This window comes from Saccharibacillus sp. CPCC 101409, from assembly GCF_030518235.1.
Lineage (GTDB): Bacteria > Bacillota > Bacilli > Paenibacillales > Paenibacillaceae > Saccharibacillus.
The window spans coordinates 526,020-545,438 of the sequence record NZ_JAULSA010000002.1; the positions used below are offsets into that span (position 1 = coordinate 526,020).

16 protein-coding genes are annotated in these 19,419 nt (G+C 60.7%); 15 read left to right on the forward strand and 1 reads right to left on the reverse strand.

The genetic code is table 11. The features are described 5' to 3' along the window. Window positions 1-76 precede the first annotated feature (76 nt). Complete coding sequence (locus QWJ34_RS06535) at window positions 77-2,329, reverse strand: glycosyltransferase family 39 protein (RefSeq protein ID WP_302726255.1); 2,253 nt, start codon at window positions 2,327-2,329, stop codon at window positions 77-79. Between the two features lie 231 nt (window positions 2,330-2,560). Between QWJ34_RS06535 and QWJ34_RS06540 the strand changes: the two genes are divergently transcribed. The 15 genes from QWJ34_RS06540 to QWJ34_RS06610 all read left to right on the forward strand — a co-directional run bounded on the left by QWJ34_RS06540 (window position 2,561) and on the right by QWJ34_RS06610 (window position 19,405). Further along, window positions 2,561-3,247 carry a response regulator transcription factor gene (locus tag QWJ34_RS06540; RefSeq protein WP_302726256.1) on the forward strand — a complete coding sequence of 229 codons (687 nt, stop codon included), beginning with the start codon at window positions 2,561-2,563 and terminating at the stop codon, window positions 3,245-3,247. Continuing rightward, window positions 3,244-4,950: an ATP-binding protein gene (locus tag QWJ34_RS06545; protein WP_302726257.1), complete on the forward strand. Its 1,707-nt coding sequence runs from the start codon at window positions 3,244-3,246 to the stop codon at window positions 4,948-4,950. The genes QWJ34_RS06540 and QWJ34_RS06545 overlap by 4 nt, the downstream gene beginning before the upstream one ends. 648 nt (window positions 4,951-5,598) lie before the next feature. Then, entirely contained in the window at window positions 5,599-6,369 is a 771-nt protein-coding gene (locus QWJ34_RS06550; protein ID WP_302726258.1) for an SDR family NAD(P)-dependent oxidoreductase, read from the forward strand. A 421-nt stretch (window positions 6,370-6,790) separates the two neighbouring features. After that, window positions 6,791-7,957, forward strand: a complete 1,167-nt coding sequence (locus tag QWJ34_RS06555; protein WP_302726259.1) for an ATP-grasp domain-containing protein — start codon at window positions 6,791-6,793, stop codon at window positions 7,955-7,957. Between the two features lie 38 nt (window positions 7,958-7,995). Further along, window positions 7,996-8,748: an esterase family protein gene (locus QWJ34_RS06560; protein WP_302726260.1), complete on the forward strand. Its 753-nt coding sequence runs from the start codon at window positions 7,996-7,998 to the stop codon at window positions 8,746-8,748. Window positions 8,749-8,799: 51 nt separating this feature from the next. Then, window positions 8,800-9,723: a DUF4261 domain-containing protein gene (locus QWJ34_RS06565; RefSeq protein WP_302726261.1), complete on the forward strand. Its 924-nt coding sequence runs from the start codon at window positions 8,800-8,802 to the stop codon at window positions 9,721-9,723. 218 nt (window positions 9,724-9,941) lie between these two features. Next, window positions 9,942-10,874, forward strand: a complete 933-nt coding sequence (cysK, locus tag QWJ34_RS06570; RefSeq protein ID WP_302726262.1) for a cysteine synthase A — start codon at window positions 9,942-9,944, stop codon at window positions 10,872-10,874. Window positions 10,875-10,877: 3 nt separating this feature from the next. After that, window positions 10,878-11,837 carry a D-2-hydroxyacid dehydrogenase family protein gene (locus QWJ34_RS06575; protein WP_302726263.1) on the forward strand — a complete coding sequence of 320 codons (960 nt, stop codon included), beginning with the start codon at window positions 10,878-10,880 and terminating at the stop codon, window positions 11,835-11,837. A gap of 359 nt (window positions 11,838-12,196) precedes the next feature. Continuing rightward, entirely contained in the window at window positions 12,197-12,976 is a 780-nt protein-coding gene (locus QWJ34_RS06580; protein ID WP_302726265.1) for an ABC transporter ATP-binding protein, read from the forward strand. Continuing rightward, a complete protein-coding gene (locus QWJ34_RS06585; protein ID WP_302726267.1) occupies window positions 12,973-13,752 on the forward strand; it encodes an ABC transporter permease in 780 nt (259 codons plus the stop codon). Before QWJ34_RS06580 ends, QWJ34_RS06585 begins: the two co-directional genes overlap by 4 nt. A 21-nt stretch (window positions 13,753-13,773) precedes the next feature. Further along, a complete protein-coding gene (locus QWJ34_RS06590; protein WP_302726269.1) occupies window positions 13,774-14,646 on the forward strand; it encodes an ABC transporter permease in 873 nt (290 codons plus the stop codon). Window positions 14,647-14,716: 70 nt separating this feature from the next. Beyond that, a complete protein-coding gene (locus QWJ34_RS06595) occupies window positions 14,717-15,826 on the forward strand; it encodes an ABC transporter substrate-binding protein (protein WP_302726271.1) in 1,110 nt (369 codons plus the stop codon). 54 nt (window positions 15,827-15,880) lie between these two features. Beyond that, entirely contained in the window at window positions 15,881-17,236 is a 1,356-nt protein-coding gene (locus QWJ34_RS06600) for an LLM class flavin-dependent oxidoreductase (protein WP_302726273.1), read from the forward strand. Beyond that, the gene (locus tag QWJ34_RS06605; RefSeq protein ID WP_302726275.1) at window positions 17,208-18,563 is read left to right on the forward strand and encodes an LLM class flavin-dependent oxidoreductase; all 1,356 of its coding nucleotides are present in this window, start codon (window positions 17,208-17,210) and stop codon (window positions 18,561-18,563) included. Before QWJ34_RS06600 ends, QWJ34_RS06605 begins: the two co-directional genes overlap by 29 nt. Window positions 18,564-18,649: 86 nt before the next feature. Further along, window positions 18,650-19,405, forward strand: coding sequence for a class II aldolase/adducin family protein (locus QWJ34_RS06610; RefSeq protein ID WP_302726277.1), 756 nt, complete (start codon window positions 18,650-18,652; stop codon window positions 19,403-19,405). The last annotated feature ends 14 nt before the right edge of the window (window positions 19,406-19,419 follow it).

Genomic DNA, 19,419 nt, shown 5'->3' on the forward strand with positions numbered 1-19,419 from the left:
GAATGTAATAGATGATTCGGGTCGTGCGATCGTATGTTGAAACGTCGGGGACGGGACTTACTGCCGGCTGCGAACGTTATTCGGCCGGCAGCGTGACTTCGTACAGCGTCAGGCTGGCCGAACCGAAGCCGTTTTGCGAGTCCGCATCGGAATCGCTGTCCGCGGAAGACGTTCCCTGCCACTCCGAAGACGGAATTTGCGTGCCGTTCTCGGTGATCCAGCTCGTCACGTCGGAACTGCCGCCGCGCCCGCCGCCCATGCCGCCTCCGCCGAGCAGGAAATATTTGACCTTGCCGCTGCGTACAAGCGCTTCAAGCGTTGCCGGCGTATAGACCGTGTCGGAAGCGTTGAATCCGTTCAGGATGACCAGTTTCTGTCCTTCGTCGATCATGTAAGGCGCGGCCGTCGTATAATTGGTGACCGCCATCAGGTACTCCTGGCCGGTATTGTGGGCTTGAAGATAGGCCAGCAGGTCCTGGTTGGCGGATTCCGATTCGTTCATGCCGCCGAAGCCGCCGCCCCGGCCGGAACCCGAACTCCCGCCGCCCGGGAAGCCGCCGCTGCCGGAAGCTTCGCCGGAAGACGATGCGCCGCCGTCCGGCGTGCCTCCGCCCGGGAAGCCGTTCTCGGAGCCGCCGGGGAAGCCGCCCGCGAAGTTCGCGCCGCCGCGTCCGCCGCCTCCGAAGCCCATCGAATCGCTGTCGGGGCCGGCCGCGGGAAGCTGCGAATTCTGCCCGTAGACGATCGGAGTCAGCGCCCAGTAAACCGGGCCGATAAACATCGCCGCGATCGCCGCGGCCATCGCAGCGCCGCGCAGAGCGGAAGCGCCGCGTTTGAACAAAGCCAGCGCCGCCGCCGACACGATGCCGAGCGCCAGCACCGCGACCGACCAGAAGCCGCCGATCGTATCGTCGTACGGATGGATAATGAACCAGGCAAAGCCCGCCGTGACCAGCACGGCCGCGGGCAGCAGCCACGAAGAGAAGCCGCTTCGATTGCGGTAAGCGTCCCACAGTTCGGTAATCGCGGCAGCGCCAAGCGCCGCGACCGGCGGGGCCAGCATAATCAGATAATATTGATGGAAGAAGCCCGCGATGCTGAAGAAACCCGCGACCGGAACAAGCCAAGCCAGCCAGAAAATGATTTCTTTATGCTTGTCCGTAAAATTCCGGCGCCGCCACGAAGCCAGAATCGCCGCCGCGCCGATCAAGCCCAGCGGAATCAGCCAGCTGGCCTGTCCGGACAGCTCCGACTGGAACAGCCGCAGCGGGCCCGCTTCGCCGGTGTTGAACATGCCGCCACCGCCGCCGTTTCCGCCGCCCGGGAAACCGCCGGTCGGCATGTTCTGGCCGCCGAAACCGCCGTCTTGACCGCCCGGCATGCCCTGGACGCCGGCGGCGTTCCGGCTGTCAGACGCGCCGTTTCCGGCATTCGAGCCGTTCGCGCCCTGCGAACCGGTTTCTGCCTGTCCGTCCCGGCCGCCAGGGTTTTGCCCGCCGCCGAAACCCTGTCCGGAACCGCCCGCGGCTCCCGTGCTGCGATCGCCCGTCAGCCGGGACACGCCGTTATAGCCGAACGCCAGATTCAGCACGGAGTTCGTTCCGCTGCTGCCGATAAACGGCCGCTCGCTCACGGGAATCGAGTCTACCGTAACGGCCCAGGAGACCGATACGGCCGCCACCACCGCGGTGGCCGCGACGAGCGACAGGATTTTCTTTTTCCAGCCGTATTTCGCCGCCAGCAGGTAGAACAGATAGAACGCCGGCAGGATCATGTACGCCTGGAGCATTTTCATATTGAAGCCGATCCCGATCACCGCGAACGCGCCGAGCAGGCTCCAGATGCCGCCCCGGCGCACCGCGCGAAACAGCAGCCAGCTCGCGAGCAGCAGCGTGAATACCAGCAGGCCGTCGATATTGTTCGTGCGGCTGACCGCGACGGCGACCGGCGTGCAGGCCATGGCGAACGCGGCGATGCGCGCGGCCCAGACGCCGAACGACGGTTTGACGAGCAGATAGATCAGGAATACGGAACCGACTCCGGCCAGCGCCTGCGGCAGAATCACGCTCCAGCCGTGCAGGCCGAAGATAAGCGCGCTGATCGTTTGAATCCAGAATGCGACCGGCGGTTTGTCGACCGTCACGGAGCCCGCGGAATCGAGCGAAGCATAGAAGAAATTGTGGAAATTCTCCATCATGCTCGCCACCGCGACGGTGTAGTAGGTATTGGCGTAGGTTTCGGTCCAGATGTTGTAGCCGTTCAGAAACAGCGCGATCAGCGCCGTTGCGAGCAGCCAGAAGTCCGGGCGGAATTTCGCAGGGGGTTTCATCGGTGCAAGTCACTCCTTAACATGTGAAATGAATATCGAATCCGCGCCGGGGCGCGTTTACGCGCATATCTCGCTCCCGGCTGCGATTCTTGTTATTTCTATTGTCGCCGCCGCACCTGAAATCAGCCTGAACGCCAACTGAATGTTTGCTGAAAGCTGCTGAAATAGGGCATAATGGGGCGGTAGAGCCCGGCTGTGGACGCAGAGCGGGATAGAACGGAGGAGGTCGCCATGACGGGCGGAAAAGGAGTCAAAATTCTGCTGGCGGACGACGAGCCGCATATTTTGCAGTTTCTGGAGCTGGGACTGAGCGGCGAAGGGTACGAGGTGCGCACGGCGGAGAACGGCTCGGAGGCGCTGCGCGAAGCCGAAGCGTTCCGGCCCCATATCGTCGTGCTCGATATCATGATGCCCGAGATGAACGGATTCGAAGTCTGCCGGAGGCTCAAAAAAAGCGGGTCGAACGTCGCGGTCATCATGCTGAGCGCAAAAGACGGCGTCGACGACCGGGTAAGCGGGCTGACGCTCGGCGCGGACGACTACATGGTCAAGCCGTTCAGCTTCGAGGAACTGCTGGCCCGCATCCAGGCGCGGCTGCGCAACCAGTTCCCGAATCTGCTGGGCGGCGTGCAGCTGGGACCGTTTCGGATCGACGAGCGGCGCGGAGAGATTCTGTACCGCTCCGAAGCGCTGTCGCTGTCGCCGACGGAATACGAGCTGCTCAAATTCCTGGTGCTCAACCACGGGATCGTGCTCAGCAAAACGAAAATTCTCGACAGCGTCTGGGGCTACCAGTTCGGCGGCGAAGAAAATATCGTCGAAGTCTATATCCGCTCCCTGCGCGAGAAATTGGGCGACCGCGAGCACCGGCTGATCCGCACGCTGCGCGGAGCCGGCTACCGGATGGACTTGTTATGAAAAAAGAAGCGAAAAAAAGAGCCGGCGCCGCGGGCGGGAAATTCGGCGGACGCTCGCTTTACGGACAGCTGCTGGCCCGTTCGCTGTTCGTGCTGGCCGCGCTGCTGGTGCTGATCGGGGGGCTCCAGTATTTTCTAATGCGCGGATTTCTGTACCAAAACGAAGCGGAATCGCTGGAAGCGCAGCTGCGGGCCGTTCCGCCTTTTCTGGCGGCGGAATGGGGCGGCGAGCGGACGGGCGCGCCGCAGGGCGGAGATTCTGCGGAAAACGGAAGCCTGTCGGCAGACGGCGGGTCGGCGGGCGAGGAGGAGAAGGAATCGGCCGGCAGTTCGGTTCAAAGCTCGGATCGAGATCCGGCGGAATCGAATGCCGATTCGGAAGCGGTTTCGGAATCGGAACAAACCGCGGAGCGGGACGTTTACGAAAACGGCGGCGGAATGCCGGAAGACAGCGGCGGCGGATTCGGCGTGCCGGGGCGGCGCGCTTTGCTGCTGGCGGGACTGTCGCTGGCTTCGGTAGCGGAAAGCGGCCGCGTGACCGATCTGAACGCGGACTACGGGCTGCCCGCGCCGGTGCTGTCGGCGCGCGAATACGACCGGCTGCGGGCGGAGCCGGCGCAGCGCGGCGGCCGCGTGCATTACGTGCTCGCCGCCGGGGCGGACGGCGCGGAGCAGCTGCTTGTGGTTCGGGCCGCCGGAAACTTCGGCGGCGGGGAGCTGCCGATGCTCCAGATCGGCACGGCGACCGGGGCGCTGCGCGACATTCTGTGGCGGCAGCTGGCGATCTTCGGCGGCCTGGCGGCGCTGGCGCTGGCCGGCGGCTTCGCGCTGTACCGGCCGGTGCTGCGCCGGTCGCTCTCGCCGCTCTCGCGCATGGTCGAGCAGGTCAAAGTCATCGACGCCGGCCGGCTGGACGAACGCTTTCCGGCGGAGCAGGGCCAGGCGGAGACCGACCGGCTGGCCCGGTCGTTCAACGGCATGTTGGAGCGGCTGGAGCTCGCCTTCGCCGCGGAACGCGAATCGCAGGAGCGGATGCGCCGCTTTATCGCGGACGCGTCGCACGAACTGCGGACGCCGCTGACGTCGATTCACGGCTTCCTGGAAGTGCTGCTGCGCGGCTCGTCGATAAGCGAGCAGCAGCTGCGGGCCGCGCTGCGCAGCATGCACGGCGAATCGCAGCGCATGAACAAGCTGGTCGAGGACCTGCTGCTGCTGGTCAAGCTCGACCGCGGGCCGGAACTCCGGCTTGCGCCGCTGCGGCCGGCGGCGCTGCTGCGCGAGCTGGAGTCGCATCTGCGGATGCTGGCCGGCGAGCGCCGGGTGACGCTGTCGCTTCCGGCCGGCGGCGGGCCGGAAGTCACAGCCGATCCGGACAAATTGAAGCAGATCGTGCTCAATTTGTTCGGCAACGCCGTGCAGCATACGGATGCGCGGCAGGGCGAGATCGCGCTTGCGCTGGAGCGGCGCGGCGAGGCGGCGGTGATCTCGGTCCGAGACAACGGACCGGGCATTCCCGCGGACATGCAGCGCCGGGTGTTCGAGCGCTTCTACCGCGGCGACGAGTCGCGCTCGCGCCGCAGCGGCGGCGCGGGGCTGGGCCTGGCGATCTCGCAGTCGATCGCCGAAGCGCACGGCGGCTCGCTGGAGCTTGCGAGCGAGCCGGGGGCGGGCAGCACGTTTCGCATCGTGCTGCCGCTCCGCTAGGCTGCCGGCGCCGCGGAAGGGGCGGCGGGCCTGCAAGACGGGACCCCCGCGCATTCGACGCGGGGGTTCCGTCTTGTTGTACGCGGTACGAGCGAGCTTGGCGAACCGGACGAACCGGCTTTTGCCGCAGACGGCCCGAACCGGCGGCGCCGCAGTGCCGCGCTTCGGCCCGGGACAGCGGTCCGAAATAACTGCGCAGATACAGTTATTTCGGACCGCAAGCCGCTTGATGGCCAAATAAGCGCGCAGGTACAACTATTTGGATCAAAAAGCTGCGTAAAAGCTTGGAATGAGACAAATAAGTGTACGGGTGCGCTTATTTGCTCAAAAAGCGGATATTATCGCAAAATAGATGTACAGGCGCATTTATTTCGAATCGAAAGCAGGCTTGGTTTGCTTTGGATTCGTGGTTGCGTTTCCCATACGTATTTTCGGCGTGACAAGAACATCGGCGGCAAAATGCTGTTTTTTTGAACGGATGTTATGGATGAATTTTCTTGGCAGAGGCTTGCTCATACCTTGCGCTTGCCAAAACAATAGTGCGAATTTGAAATTACTTTCGAATCAAGTTACGCTTAAAGGGATACTGTGTTCAAGAGATACCGCGTTCCACAAAACAAAGCGCACAGTCGCGAAAGGATGAAGATCATGACATTTCCCGTATTGGAAGGCAAAGTCGCCATCGTAACCGGAGCGGCGATGGGCATGGGGCTGGCGACGGCCAAGCTGTTCGCGGAAGCCGGAGCGAAGGTTGTGGCGGCGGATATGAACGAAGAGAAAGGCCGGGCGGCCGTGGCCGAGATCGAAGCGGCGGGCGGAACGGCTTTCTTCCAAAAAGTCGATATTTCGGTCAGCGCGCAGGTGCAGGAGATGGTGCGTGCGACGGTGGAGCAATACGGCCGGCTCGATATCGCAGTCAACAACGCCGCGCTGACGCCGGATAACGCGCCGACCGCCGAGTTCGACGAAGACTATTGGAACAAGCTGATCTCGATCGACCTGACCGGCACCGCGCTGTGTCTCAAGTACGAGCTTCAGCAGCTCATCAAGCAGGGCGACGGCGGTTCGATCGTCAATATCTCGTCGGTCAGCGGCTTTCGTCCGCAGCCGAACAATCCGGCTTACGTGGCGGCCAAGCACGGTATTATCGGGCTGACCAAAGTCGCGGCGCTGGAGAACGGCGCCCGCAATATCCGCGTCAACAATGTGGCGCCGGGCGCGATCGACACCCCGATGCTGCGCGGTTCGCTGGAAGAAACCGGACAGACGGCGGAAGAATTCGCGCCGCAGCTCAGTCTGCTCGGCCGCTTTGCGCAGCCGGTCGAAGTGGCGCAGGCCAGCCTGTGGCTGGCGTCGGATCTGTCGTCTTACGTAACGGGGACGACGATCCATGTAGACGCCGGCTACACCAGCCGCTAAAGGTTATCCGCCGAGCGTTCAGTCGTTCAGCCGCCGAGGCAGCGCCGCCGGGGAATTTCCGGCGGCGCTTTTTTTTATAGAAGAAAACGATTTGACGAATGTTCCACGGACTGATAAATTAGGGCGTGTCTTTAAATTCGCTGAAGTGCATCTTTTGCCGCCTTTTCGCCCTCGTCTACGTCACGTTCCCTTGACGTGCCCCGGCACGCCTTCGGAAAAGTTCCTTGCCGAGTCGCTTGTCTCAGTTTAATGCTAGGATTTCGATTGGCTGAATTGCACACGGTTTAAGTGCAATTTAGACGAACGAAACCGAACCTCGATTTGAGACAAGTCGTCGAGAACGAAAATTCAGCAAAATCTGCTTCCTTCGGAATGTAAAGACAAGCCCTGGGAACAATATTTGGATGGAGGCGGTCCGGTTATGAACTTTGTATTTTTTTCTCCGCATTTTCCCGGCAGCAGCACCGAGTTTGCGATTCGGCTGCACGAGGAAGGCGCGACGGTGCTCGGCATCGGCGACGCGGCTTACGATTCGCTGGACCCCAGATTGCAGCGCGCGCTGACGGAATATTACCGCGTGGACAGTATGGAAGATGAAGACAGAATCGTGCGCGCTTGCGGATTTTTTACCCATAAATACGGGCGGCTCGACCGGTTCGAATCGCTGAACGAATACTGGCTGGAGACGGACGCCCGGATTCGCACGGACTTCAATGTGTACGGAACCAAAGCGGATTTCGTCGACAACCTCAAACAAAAATCGAAAATGAAAGACTTTTTCCAGGCGAGCGGCGTCGATACAGTCCGTTTCCTCAAAAACCCGGAGCGGGAGTCGGCGGCGGCTTTTATCGAGCAAAACGGTTTCCCCGTCGTGGTCAAACCGGATCTGGGCTCGGGCGCCAGCATGACGTACAAGATTCGCAATCAAGGCGAGCTGGACTACTTTTTCCATACGCGTCCGCAGGATATCGAGTTTATTATGGAAGAATTTATCGACGGAATCATTCTGACCTACGACGGGCTGATCGACCAGAGCGGCATCGTGCGTTTCCAGGCCAGCCACCGCTTCGACCAGAGCATCATGAAAGTGGTCGGCGACGACGATCATCTGCATTACATCTGCCTGGACCATGTCGATCCGGAAGTGGAGCGGGCGGGGCGCAATATTCTGCGGGCTTTCGATATTCGCGAGCGCTTTTTCCATATCGAGCTGTTCAAATCGAACAAGGACGGCCGATTGATCGCGCTCGAAGTCAATATGCGTCCGCCGGGCGCCTGGATGACGGATTCGATCAACTACTCGTACGACGTGGACGTGTATTCGCTGTGGGCGAAAATGGTCGTGCACGGCGGCTGCGGCGATCCTCCTTCGGGACATTATTACACGGGCTACGCCAGCCGCAAGGATCGTAAACACTATGCGCACAGCCACCAGGAGATCGTGCAGTCGCTGGGCGATTCGCTGGTGCGCTACGACGAGATCGAAGCGGTATTCAGCCGGGCCAGCGGCAACCGCGCGTACCAGTTCCGGGCGAAAACGCTGGACGAAGTGCGCGGCATGGTGGCGTATATTCAGGAAGAGCGCTGAGCGCGTCTTACAGACGAAGAAAGGCGGAACGCGGGCATATGGTGACGACGCAGTATCGGAAAATATACAGTCCGGCGCTCGGCCGGGACATGGAACTGAAAGTTTACGGGCACAGGGGCAAGCCGATGCTCGTCTTCCCGACGTCGCTCGGGCGCTTCTACCAGTACGAAGATGCGGGCATGATCGACGAGCTGGCGGAATGGATCGACGCGGGCAGGCTGCAGGTCTGGGCGTGCGATACGCTGGACGAAGAAACTTTTTTCTCGCCGCATTGGAATATCCAGGACCGCATCGGGCGGCACGAGCAGTATAATGAATATATCGTCCGCGAGCTGATCCCGGATATCCTGCGCGAAAGCATGGGGAATAACGGCGGCGACGAGCAGAAGATCCTGATCAGCGGCTGCTCGATGGGCGCGTATTACAGCGGGAATTTCTTTTTCCGGCATCCCGAATTCTTCGATACGCTGCTTGCGCTGAGCGGGGTGTATTCGGTCAACCACTTCTTCGGCGGGTACAGGGAAGGAGCCGTGTATTACAACTCTCCGCTCGATTATCTGCCGGGACTAAGCGACGACCGCCTGCTGGAGCAGTACCGGCGCAGCCGGATTATTCTGTGCTGCGGCCAGGGCGCGTGGGAAGACGAGATGCGGGAAGAAACGGCCCGGATCCGCGAAGTGCTGGCCGAGAAAGTGATTCCCGCAAGAGTGGACTTCTGGGGCTACGACGTCGATCACGACTGGCACTGGTGGCGCAGGCAGATCCGGTATTATATGAACGAATTGATGTAACGCCGATCCGGCGTACAAGAACAGCATGTTGGACGGAAAGGAGCGATAAACGTGAGTTTTTTTACAAAATTGCTAAACAAGATCAAAGCCGAAACGCAAAGCAGGCAGCCGGAACGCGAAGAAGAGCATGAGCGCGCAGAAGCGTACGACGACAGCCGGGGCCCGGCGCGCCGGACGTCGGAGTTCGAACGTGTGGCGCGCGGCTCCGCCGACTGGACGCGGATTCCGGACGAACGTCCGGGCACGCAGACCTTGAACCGTTCCATCCTGCTGGCACAGCCCGAGCACGACTTCGGAGGATTCATGCTGGCGCTGCGCGAGCAGGGACTGTCGGAATCGACGGAAGGCGGGCTGCATGAAGGCGGCATTGTTCTGCATCACCGCGGGATGACCGCGGTATGCGCCTACAATCCGTCTCCGATTCCGGACGGCGAAGTGGAGCAGAACTGCAAGTACAATTCGCTCTGGCCGGACGCGCAGGCGGCGGTCGAAGGTTATGCGGCGCAGATCGAAGTCTCGCTGCGGAACGTATCGGACGGACTGGCCGGACACAAGTTCCTGACCGGAATCGTCGCCGCGCTGCTGACCGATACGCCGAACGCGCTCGCCGTTTACTCCGCGCCGATGGTCGTCAGCCGGGCGGCTTATCTGGCGAGCACCGAGATGCTGGAAGAAGGACTGCTTCCGATCAATTTATGGGTATTCGTCGGCCTGTACGACACGCCGTCGGGCTGCTGCGCGTACACGCACGGCATGCGGGACTTCGGCAGCGACGAACTGGAACTGCTGAACACGCAGCGCCCGTCCGGCGAAGCGTTCGAGATGATGTTCTCCGTCGCGGCTTACGCGATCGAGCGCAATCTGGTGTTCCAGGGCGGGGAAGAAATCGCGTTCAAGGACGAGCAGTCGCTGACGCTGACGCGTTCGGCGGGCACGGCGCTGGAAGGCACGACGCTGAAAGTGGAAGGGTTTTAAATCGAAGACAGCAGAGGTTCCGGCGGTTTCGGAGCCTCTTTTTTGTGCGTATTTTGGCGGGGATGGAATCCGGCCGGGAATTTGCTTTGCCGAAGCGCTTTATCCAATCTCATTGACATGCCAAGCAATTAGTGCTAGATTACATAAAACAAAATACGATAAATCCGATTAACTTACTATAATTATGGATAAGGACAGGTCGAGAAAAGGAGATTGCGATGACAGCCAGGAAAGCGAATCATATCACGGACCTGATCGGGCAGACTCCGGTGGTCCGGCTGAATCGGTTGGTCGGCGACAACGATGCGGATATTTACGTCAAGCTGGAATATTTCAATCCGGGAGGAAGTTTGAAGGACCGAGCCGCGTACAATATGATTGTGCAGGCGGAAAAAAGCGGGCGTTTGCGTCCGGGTTCGACCATTATCGAGCCGACCAGCGGCAATACGGGCATCGGGCTGGCAATGACGGCCGCCGCGAAAGGCTATCGGCTGATTATCGTCATGCCGTCCAATATGTCCAAAGAGCGCGTCAACGTGCTCAGAAGCTACGGGGCCGAAGTGGTCTTTACCCCCGCCGCGAAACGGATGCCCGGCGCGATCCGCAAAGCGCTTGCGCTGCAAAGGCAAACGCCGTACAGCTTCGTTCCGCAGCAGTTCGAGAATCCCGCCAATCCCGAAATACATAAAGAGACGACCGGTCCGGAAATTTACGAGCAGATGGAAGGCCGGGTGGACGCGTTCGTTTCCACGGCGGGGACGGGCGGCACGGTAACGGGAGCGGGCGAATATCTGCGCGGGAAGCTGCCGGGTCTGCATATTGCGGTGATCGAACCGGAAGGCTCGCCGGTGCTGTCGGGCGGACAGCCGGGACCGCACAAGCTGATCGGGGCGGGTCCGGGGTTTGTGCCGGCCGTGCTGAATCCGCGGATTTACGACGAAATTATTCGTGTGTCCGACGAGAACGCCCTTGTGACCGCTCAGCAGATGGCTTCGCAAGAAGGCATACTGGTCGGACCGTCATCCGGGGCCGCCGTCTGGGCGTCTCTTCAGATTGCCAAGCGTCTCGGTCCGGGCAAAAGTATCGTATGCGTCGCGCCGGACAGCGGCGAGCGGTATGCGAGTTTGAATCTGTTCGACGAGGAGGAATAACCCATGCCGGAGCGCTGCGCCGTGCTGGACGATTATCAGGGAGTATCTTTGCGTTATGCCGATTGGTCCGCGCTGCAGGGACAGGTGGATATTACGCTGTTCGAGCGGCATATTCCGGGCGAAGAAGAACTGGCGCAGGCGCTGGAGCCTTATTCGATTATTGTCGCGATGCGGGAACGTACGCCGTTTCCGGCATCGCTGCTTGAGCGTCTTCCCCGGCTGAAACTGCTGGTCACCACCGGCATGCGCAACGCTTCGATCGACCTGGAAAGCGCGCGCAAGCTCGGCATTACGGTGAGCGGCACGGGAGGCGCGGGCGCCGGACCGGCGGAGTTGACCTGGGCGCTGATTCTCGGATTGTCGCGGCAGCTCGAACTCGAACAGCGGAATCTGCGCGAAAACGGTCCCTGGCAGTCCGTCATCGGGCGCGATCTGTCCGGCCGCCGGCTCGGTCTGTTGGGTCTCGGCAAAATCGGACTTCAGGCGGCGCGCATCGGACAGGCGTTCGGTATGGACGTATCGGCGTGGAGCCAAAATCTGACCGAAGAGCAGGCCGGGCAGGCGGGGGTCCGCCGCGTTTCCAAAGAAGAGCTGCTGCGCGAAAGCGACATCGTCTCGATCCATCTGGTGCTGAGCGAACGCACGCGCGGTCTGCTCGGAGCGGCGGAACTTGCGCTGCTCAAGCCGGAAGCTTATTTGATCAACACGTCGCGCGCCGCTATCGTCGATCAGGAAGCGCTGATCGACGCTCTGCGCGGCGGGCGGATCGCCGGAGCCGGGCTGGACGTATTCGACACGGAGCCGCTGCCGGCCGATCATCCGTACCGTTCGCTGCCCAATGTGCTGGCTACGCCGCATATCGGCTACGTGACCGAAGAATCGTACCGCGTTTTTTATACCCATGCCGTCGAGAATATCGAAGCGTATTTGAGCGGACGTTCGCTGCGTGTGCTGAACGAATAATCGACAATTGCAGGTTTGAGCCGTTTGTTTCGGATCGATCGGGATTGCTGTTCTTAAAAAAATAACAAAGCATCGGCCCGCGTCCCGGACGTCGGGCTGTTTGCGTTACCAAAACGCGCGGCTGCGCGGTTTCTGCCGGGAGAGACATCGATGTCAATCGGGGAAGAAAAGTTCGAGTTTGAGGTTGACAAGGGTTTAACGCGGTGATAAATTACACTAAATCAAAACCGATAAAACAAAGTAAATTAGTCGGAATTAGATCGAAACAAGTCGAATCCGAGTTTGAAAACGGAGCTCGGAAAAGGAGAAGCACGAGGCTAATACCAAGTAAACCCAGAAACAAAGTAGGAGGAAGAAAGATGACTACTCATCTGCTGGAAATCGAAAATTTAAGCAAACGGTTCGAACGGCAGGGCGGCGGCGTTCAGGCTCTGCAAAATATCCGGCTGCAGGCGGAAGAAGGAGAGTTTCTTACCGTGATCGGCCCCAGCGGCTGCGGTAAAAGCACGCTGCTGCGCATCGTGGCCGGACTGGACGCCGACTACGAAGGCGAAGTTCGGCTGGCGGGCGGCAGGATCGCGGGACCCGGCATCGACAAAGGCTTTATTTTTCAGGAGCCGAGGCTTTTTCCCTGGCTGACGGTGGAGAAGAACATCGCGGCGGATCTGTCTTTGCGGGACAAGGCGACCCGGAGGAGGGTAAGCGAGCTGATCGAACTGGTCAAATTGAACGGCTTCGAAAAAGCGTATCCCCGCGAGCTGTCGGGCGGCATGGCGCAGCGGGTGGCGATCGCCCGGGCGCTGCTGCGCAATCCCCGCGTGCTGCTGCTGGACGAGCCGTTCGGCGCGCTCGACGCGTTTACCCGGGCGCATATGCAAGAAGCGCTGCTGGACATCTGGCAGACCAACCGCACCACGATGATCTTCGTCACCCACGATATCGACGAAGCGGTATTTCTCGCCAACCGGGTCGTGATCTTGAAGCCGAGGCCGGGCGAGATCAGCAGCATCGTGCCGGTCACCCTGCCTTACCCGAGAAAAAAGACCACGCCGGTCTTTCAGGATTTGCGTCTGCGGGTACTGAGCGAGTTCGAGAAGATCGAAGAAGTCGCCTGGGGAGAAAGCGGGGCGGGCATATGAACGGCAGAATCCGGACGCTGCGGCCTGCGCTTGTCGGGCTGATCGTTCCGGTCTCGATCCTGGTCGCCTGGCAGCTGCTCGGGAACGCGGGGGTAATCTCCCAACTGCTATTCCCTAATCCCTCGGCAATCTGGCAGGACTTCTGGAGACTGCTGCAGGGCGGAGAGCTGGCGTCGCATCTTCGAATCAGCGTGCTGCGGGCGCTCGGCGGCTTCGCGCTCGGCGGGGGGCTCGGCATCGCGGCGGGACTGCTGGTCGGGTTGTTCCGGGGAATCGAGCGGACGCTCGATCCGACGATGCAGATGATTCGCATGATTCCGCATCTGGCGGTTACGGCGCTGTTCGTTCTATGGTTCGGCATCGGCGAGACTTCGAAGATCCTGCTGGTCGCCAAAGGCGCGTTTTTCCCGCTGTACATCAATACGTTCTTGGGCATTCGCAACGCCGACAACAAATTGTTCGAGGTATCCCGCATTCTCGGCTTCGGCTTCGTCAAACGGACGTTTCTGCTGGCGCTGCCGTCCGCTCTGCCGAATCTGTTCCTGGGCATCCGCCTGTCGCTCGGCGTCGCCTGGCTAAGTCTGGCCGTGGCGGAACTGCTGGGCTCGACCGAGGGCATCGGCTACCTGATGATGGACGCTCGCATGCTCGGACGCACCTCGACCGTATTCGTGGGCATTGCGCTGTTCGCCGTAATCGGCAAAGCCGCCGACTCGCTGGTGCTGGCGATCGAACGCAGGGCGCTGCGCTGGAATGCGACATACAAAGGACAGTAGCGAGGCGGAAAGGAGGACGACATGAACAAAGTCATTGAAGTCAAAGCAAGAACGGAGGCGACAGCGGCGCCGGACGCGGAAAGCGCCGGAACCCCCGCCGTCGTCCGGAAAAAGCGGCACGTGCGCAGACGGATCGGCCCGCTGGACATCGCGCTGGGCGCTTTGATCCCGGTAGTCGGCATCGCAATCTGGCAGTTCTACAGCGGCTCGGGCAGGGTCGATTCGTTTTTCCTTCCTTCGCCGCTGCTGATCGCTTCGACGGTTGCGGATCTCGGAGCGACGGGGGAACTGTTCACGCATACCGGAATCAGCTTGCAGCGCGTTTTGCTGGGCTTCCTGCTCGGGGGCGGCCTCGGACTGATCGCCGGACTGCTGGTCGGGTTCTCCAAGCGCGGCGAAGAGCTGTTCGATCCGATGCTCCAACTGCTGCGGATGACGCCGAATCTGGCGGTCGCCCCGCTGTTTATTCTCTGGTTCGGCTTCGGAGAACTGTCCAAAGTCGTGATTATCGCCAACGGCGCTTTTTTCCCGATGTACGTCAATGCGGTGCTCGGCATCCGGTCGGTCGACAACCGCTTGTACGAAGTATCGAAGGTGCTGGCTTACAGCCGGTTCGATACGATCCGCAGGCTGATCCTGCCTTCGTCCGTACCGCAGCTGCTGTTGGGCGTTCGGCTGTCGCTCGCGGTTTCCTGGCTGAGCGTAGTGGTGGCGGAGCTGATCAACTCGACGTCCGGCATCGGTTATCTCATTTATTACGGGCAGTACAACAGCCGCACCGAATTGATCTTTGTCGGCATCCTGATCTTCGCGGTGGCGGGCAAAGGCATCGACTCGCTGGTCAGGCTGCTGGAACGGCGGCTGCTGGGCTGGCGCGATACGTACAAAGGCTGACGCCGCGGGGCGGCGCGCCGATTCGAAAAGTCGTTAGAGCTGTTATTCCAACCAATAGGGGGCTTATGCAGTGGAAAAGAAACGGGAAAAGGTAAGGGAACACGCGCAAATCGGTCGATCGCAAGAAACTTTGTCCGGCAAAAGGCGGCATCGCCGGCCGGGGGCCTTTGCGCTGCTGGCGCTGCTGTCTGTGCTGGCGCTGCTGCTCCAGGCCTGCGGAGCGGCGGGAAGCGGCCGAAGCGTACTGGCGGACGAGAAGCCGGAATCTTCGGCTTCCGCTTCCCCGGATGCGTCGGATTCCTCGGGACAAACGCTCACTTTCGGATACGTCGGCGGCTACTCGCTGATCGCGGGAGCGGAAGGCTGGGGCATTCATACCGGCATTTTCCAAGAAGAGTTGGGCAAATATGGAATTACCGAGATCAAGCCCGTCGGTTTCAAAGTCGGTCCCGATCTGAACGAAGCGATTATCAGCGGCAGTGTCGATATCGGCCACTCCGGCGATACGCCGGCGATTCTCAACCGGGCCAAAGGCGCCAAAACACGGCTGATTTCCCAGCCCGATATCGAAATGAACAGCCTGATTATCGTACGCGACGACGGTCCGCAGACGGTCGCCGAGCTGGAAGGCAAAACGATTGCGATCGTCAAAGGATCGATCATGCACCGCTATCTGGTCGGAACGCTGGCGGCGGGCGGCGTAAAGAACGCCAAGCAAATCAGCATCGGCTCGACGACGACGGACTCGCTTGCGGCGCTGGCCAAAGGCGAGATCGACGCGGTGGCCGCGACGGATTCGCTCGTGTACAAGCTGCTCGAAGGAGGCGGATACCGGGTGATCGACAATGCCTCCGACCATCCCGAACTGCTGGCTACAGGCTCGGTGGTCGTCACGGAAGATTATGTGAACAAAGTGCCGGATATCGCCAAAGCCTGGGATGCCGCGCGGACCAAAGCGCTTGCGGACCTGAAATCCAAGCCGGATGAGTATTACGCGTTCGTATCGGAGCTGTACGGTCTGTCCACGGAAGCGGTCAAGACGCTGTATCCGATCGAAGGCATCGCCGAACAAAGTTTCAGCGACGAGGGCATCGCCCGCGTGGAAGGCTCCAAAGATTTTCTTGTCAAAGAAGGATTGGCGGCGGCCGACTTCGATATCAACGACTGGATTCTGCGTTAAGCCTGGCGGGCAAGTATCGAACGAAATCGGTTACGAAAACGGAGGGAAACCAAAATGAGTGAATCCCGGCGCAAATTGAAACTCGGGACTTTCCTGAGCGGCTTTTCCGGCCTCGCCGGCTGGAGACTGCCCGGCAAGCCGGCCGACGCGGCGGTCAACTTCGACGCGTTCAACGCGGTCGCCCGGGCGGCGGAAGAAGGGCTGTACGATTTTCTGTTCAACGCGGACTCGGCTTATATCACCAAAGATTCGATTCCGTATTTTCTCAGCCGGTTCGAGCCGCTGACGATTCTGTCGGCGCTCGCGGCGACCACGAAGCATGTCGGGCTCGTCGGCACCTTTTCCACGTCGTACAGCGAGCCGTTCACCACCGCGCGGCAGCTGGCTTCGCTCGACAAACTGAGCGGCGGCCGGGCGGGCTGGAACGCGGTGACTTCGGCGCTGGAAGGACTCGGCCGCAACCACGGGCAGGAGAAGATTATGGAACACAGTCTGCGCTACCGGGTAGCCGGCGAGTATCTCGAAGTGGCGAAAGGGCTGTGGGATTCGTGGGAAGACGACGCGTTCGTGCGCAACAAAGAAACGGGGCAGTACGCCGATTTCGATAAAATGCACACGCTGGACCACGAAGGCGAATTTTTCAAGGTGCAGGGTCCGCTCAATATGGAACGCTCGCCGCAGGGGCGGCCGGTCATATTCCAGGCCGGCGGCTCGGACCAGGGACGGGACCTGGCGGCGCGGCACGCCGACGCGATCTATTCGCGCTTCAGCGACCTGAAGCGGGCGACCGAATTCTCCGACGACCTGGGCAGCCGGGCCGCCGTTTACGGACGATCCCGCCGAGATATTCTCATCTTCCCGCAGATCACGCCGATCGTCGGCGCGACGCCGGAGGAAGCAGGCGAGAAGTATCTGCAATCGATCCAGTACGTCGATATCGATATGGCGATCCAATATCTGAGCCGTTTTTTCAGCTTCTTCAACTTCCGCCAGTTCCCGCTGGACGAACCGCTGCCCGAGCTCGGCGATATCGGCAAAGACAGCTTCAAGTCGACGGCGGAGTACTATCTGTCTCTGGCGCGCGAAGAGAATCTGACGCTGCGCCAGCTGGCCCAGCGCGTGGCGACGCCCAAAGGCGATTACGTCGGCACGCCGGAACAAATCGCGGACCGGATTCAGGCGCTGTACGAAACGGGCGTCGTCGACGGCTTCGTGCTGAGTTCGCACAGCCAGCCCGAAGGGCTGCTGGAGTTCAACCGGTACGTCGTCCCGCTGCTTCAGGAACGGGGCATTTACCGGACGCAGTACGAATCCGACACGCTGCGCGGCAATCTGGAGCTGGATATTCCAATCAACCGCTATTCCAAAGGAGGAACTCGATATGACCCATCTGCCATCGCGCAAGCTTAGACTCGGCGCTTTCCTGACCGCGGCCGGCTCGAACGTCGCCGCCTGGCGGCATCACGCCACGCCGGCCGACGCCCCGGTCAACCTCGCGCATATACAGACGCTGGCGAGTCTTGCGGAGCAGGGCAAATTCGATTTTCTGTTTATTGCCGACTCCGCGTACATTACCAAAGACAGCACGCCTTATTTCCTCAGCCGCTTCGATCCCATGACCATCCTGTCGGCGCTTGCGGTCACGACGAAGCATATCGGACTGGTCGGCACGTTTACCACCTCGTACAGCGAACCGTTTACAACGGCGCGCCAACTGGCCTCGCTCGACAAACTGAGCGGCGGCCGGGCGGGCTGGAACGCGGTGACTTCAGCGCTGGAAGGACTCGGCCGCAACCACGGGCAGGAGAAGATTATGGAACACAGTCTGCGCTACCGGGTAGCCGGCGAGTATCTCGAAGTGGCGAAAGGGCTGTGGGATTCGTGGGAAGACGACGCGTTCGTGCGCAACAAAGAAACGGGGCAGTACGCCGATTTCGATAAAATGCACACGCTGGACCACGAAGGCGAATTTTTCAAAGTACAGGGTCCGCTCAATATGGAACGCTCGCCGCAGGGACGGCCGATCCTGTTCCAGGCGGGCGGGTCGGATGCAGGCAAACGCTTGGCCGCCAAGCATGCGGACGCGATCTTCTCGCGGCACAGCGATCTCAAGCTCGCGGCCGAGTTTGCGCGGGATATCCGCGAGCAGCTGGCGTCGTTCGGTCGGGGCCCGGACGAGTTGCGCATCTTCCCGACCATTACCCCGATCGTCGGCGCAACGGAAGAAGAAGCCCAGCGGCGGTACGAAGAAACGTGCGCGTACGTGGATATCGAACTGGCGCTGAAGTATCTCAGCCGCTACTTCAGCTTCCACGACTTCAGCCAGTATCCGCTCGACGAGCCGCTGCCGGAAGGACTGGAGCAGATCGGCAAAGACAGCTTCAAATCGACGTCGGAGCTGTATCTGCGCATCGCGCGCGAAGAAGGGCTGACACTGCGCCAGCTTGCGCTGCGCGTCTCGACGCCGAGAGGCGACTTTGTCGGCACGCCGCGCAAGATCGCCGATACGATCCAGAAACGCTTCGAGACGGGCGATATCGACGGCTATATTATCTCCGGTCACGTTCAGCCGGAAGGACTGCGCGACTTCGTCGAACAGGTCGTCCCGATTCTGCAGGAGCGCGGCTTGTTCCGCACGGAATACGAGGAAGACACGCTGCGCGGACATCTGGGTCTTCAATATCCGGTCAACCGGTATACGGCGCAGCGGGAGCGGGAAGCCGGCGCGGTGCGCTAAAGGACAAACGCCAAACGGTTCCGACTGCGCCGCATCCCGCGATTCCGCTGTTCATTTCCACCATTATATAGAAGGAGGACGACCGCATGGCTCAAAACGCACCGATCGCAAGACCGCAAAAACCGGAATTCGCCACTTACGAGGAGGAACGGCTGTACCGCAAGCGCCGGTTGGCGGCGGCCTGCCGATTGTTTGCCAAATTCGGCTTCGAGGAAGGCGTCATGGGCCATATCTCGGCGCGCGATCCCGAGCGAACCGATCATTACTGGGCCAATCCGTTCGCTTACAGCTTCGGCACGATCAAGGTCAGCGACCTGGTCCTGTATAACTTCAAAGGCGAGATCGTGGAAGGCAAAACGCCTTATATCCATCGCGGCAACACTATTTTGCATATTCCGATCCTGGCGACCCGCCCGGACGTAATCTCCGCCGTGCATACGCACTCCATCTACGGCAGAACCTGGTCCACGCTGGGACGCCCGGTCGATCCGATCACGGCGGAAGCGGCGGTGTTCTACAAGCGCCATGCGCTGTACGACAGCTTCGCGCTCGGGGAAGGGCAGAATCTGGCCGACGCGGTCGGCGACAACCGGGCGATCATCATGGAGAATCACGGCATCGTCACGGTGGGACAGACGGTGGACGAAGCGGCGTACTTGTTTATTTCATTGGAAAAAGTATGCCAGGCGCAGCTGCTCGCGGAAGCGGCCGGCACGCCCAAGCTGATCGGCGACGCGCATGCGCGGGAGATCGCGGAAGGTTTTACGCCGCATCGGGGCTGGCTGAACTTCCAGCCGCTCTACGACGGGATTGTCAAAGAACAGCCGGATCTGCTGGAATAGGGGAGGACGCATGA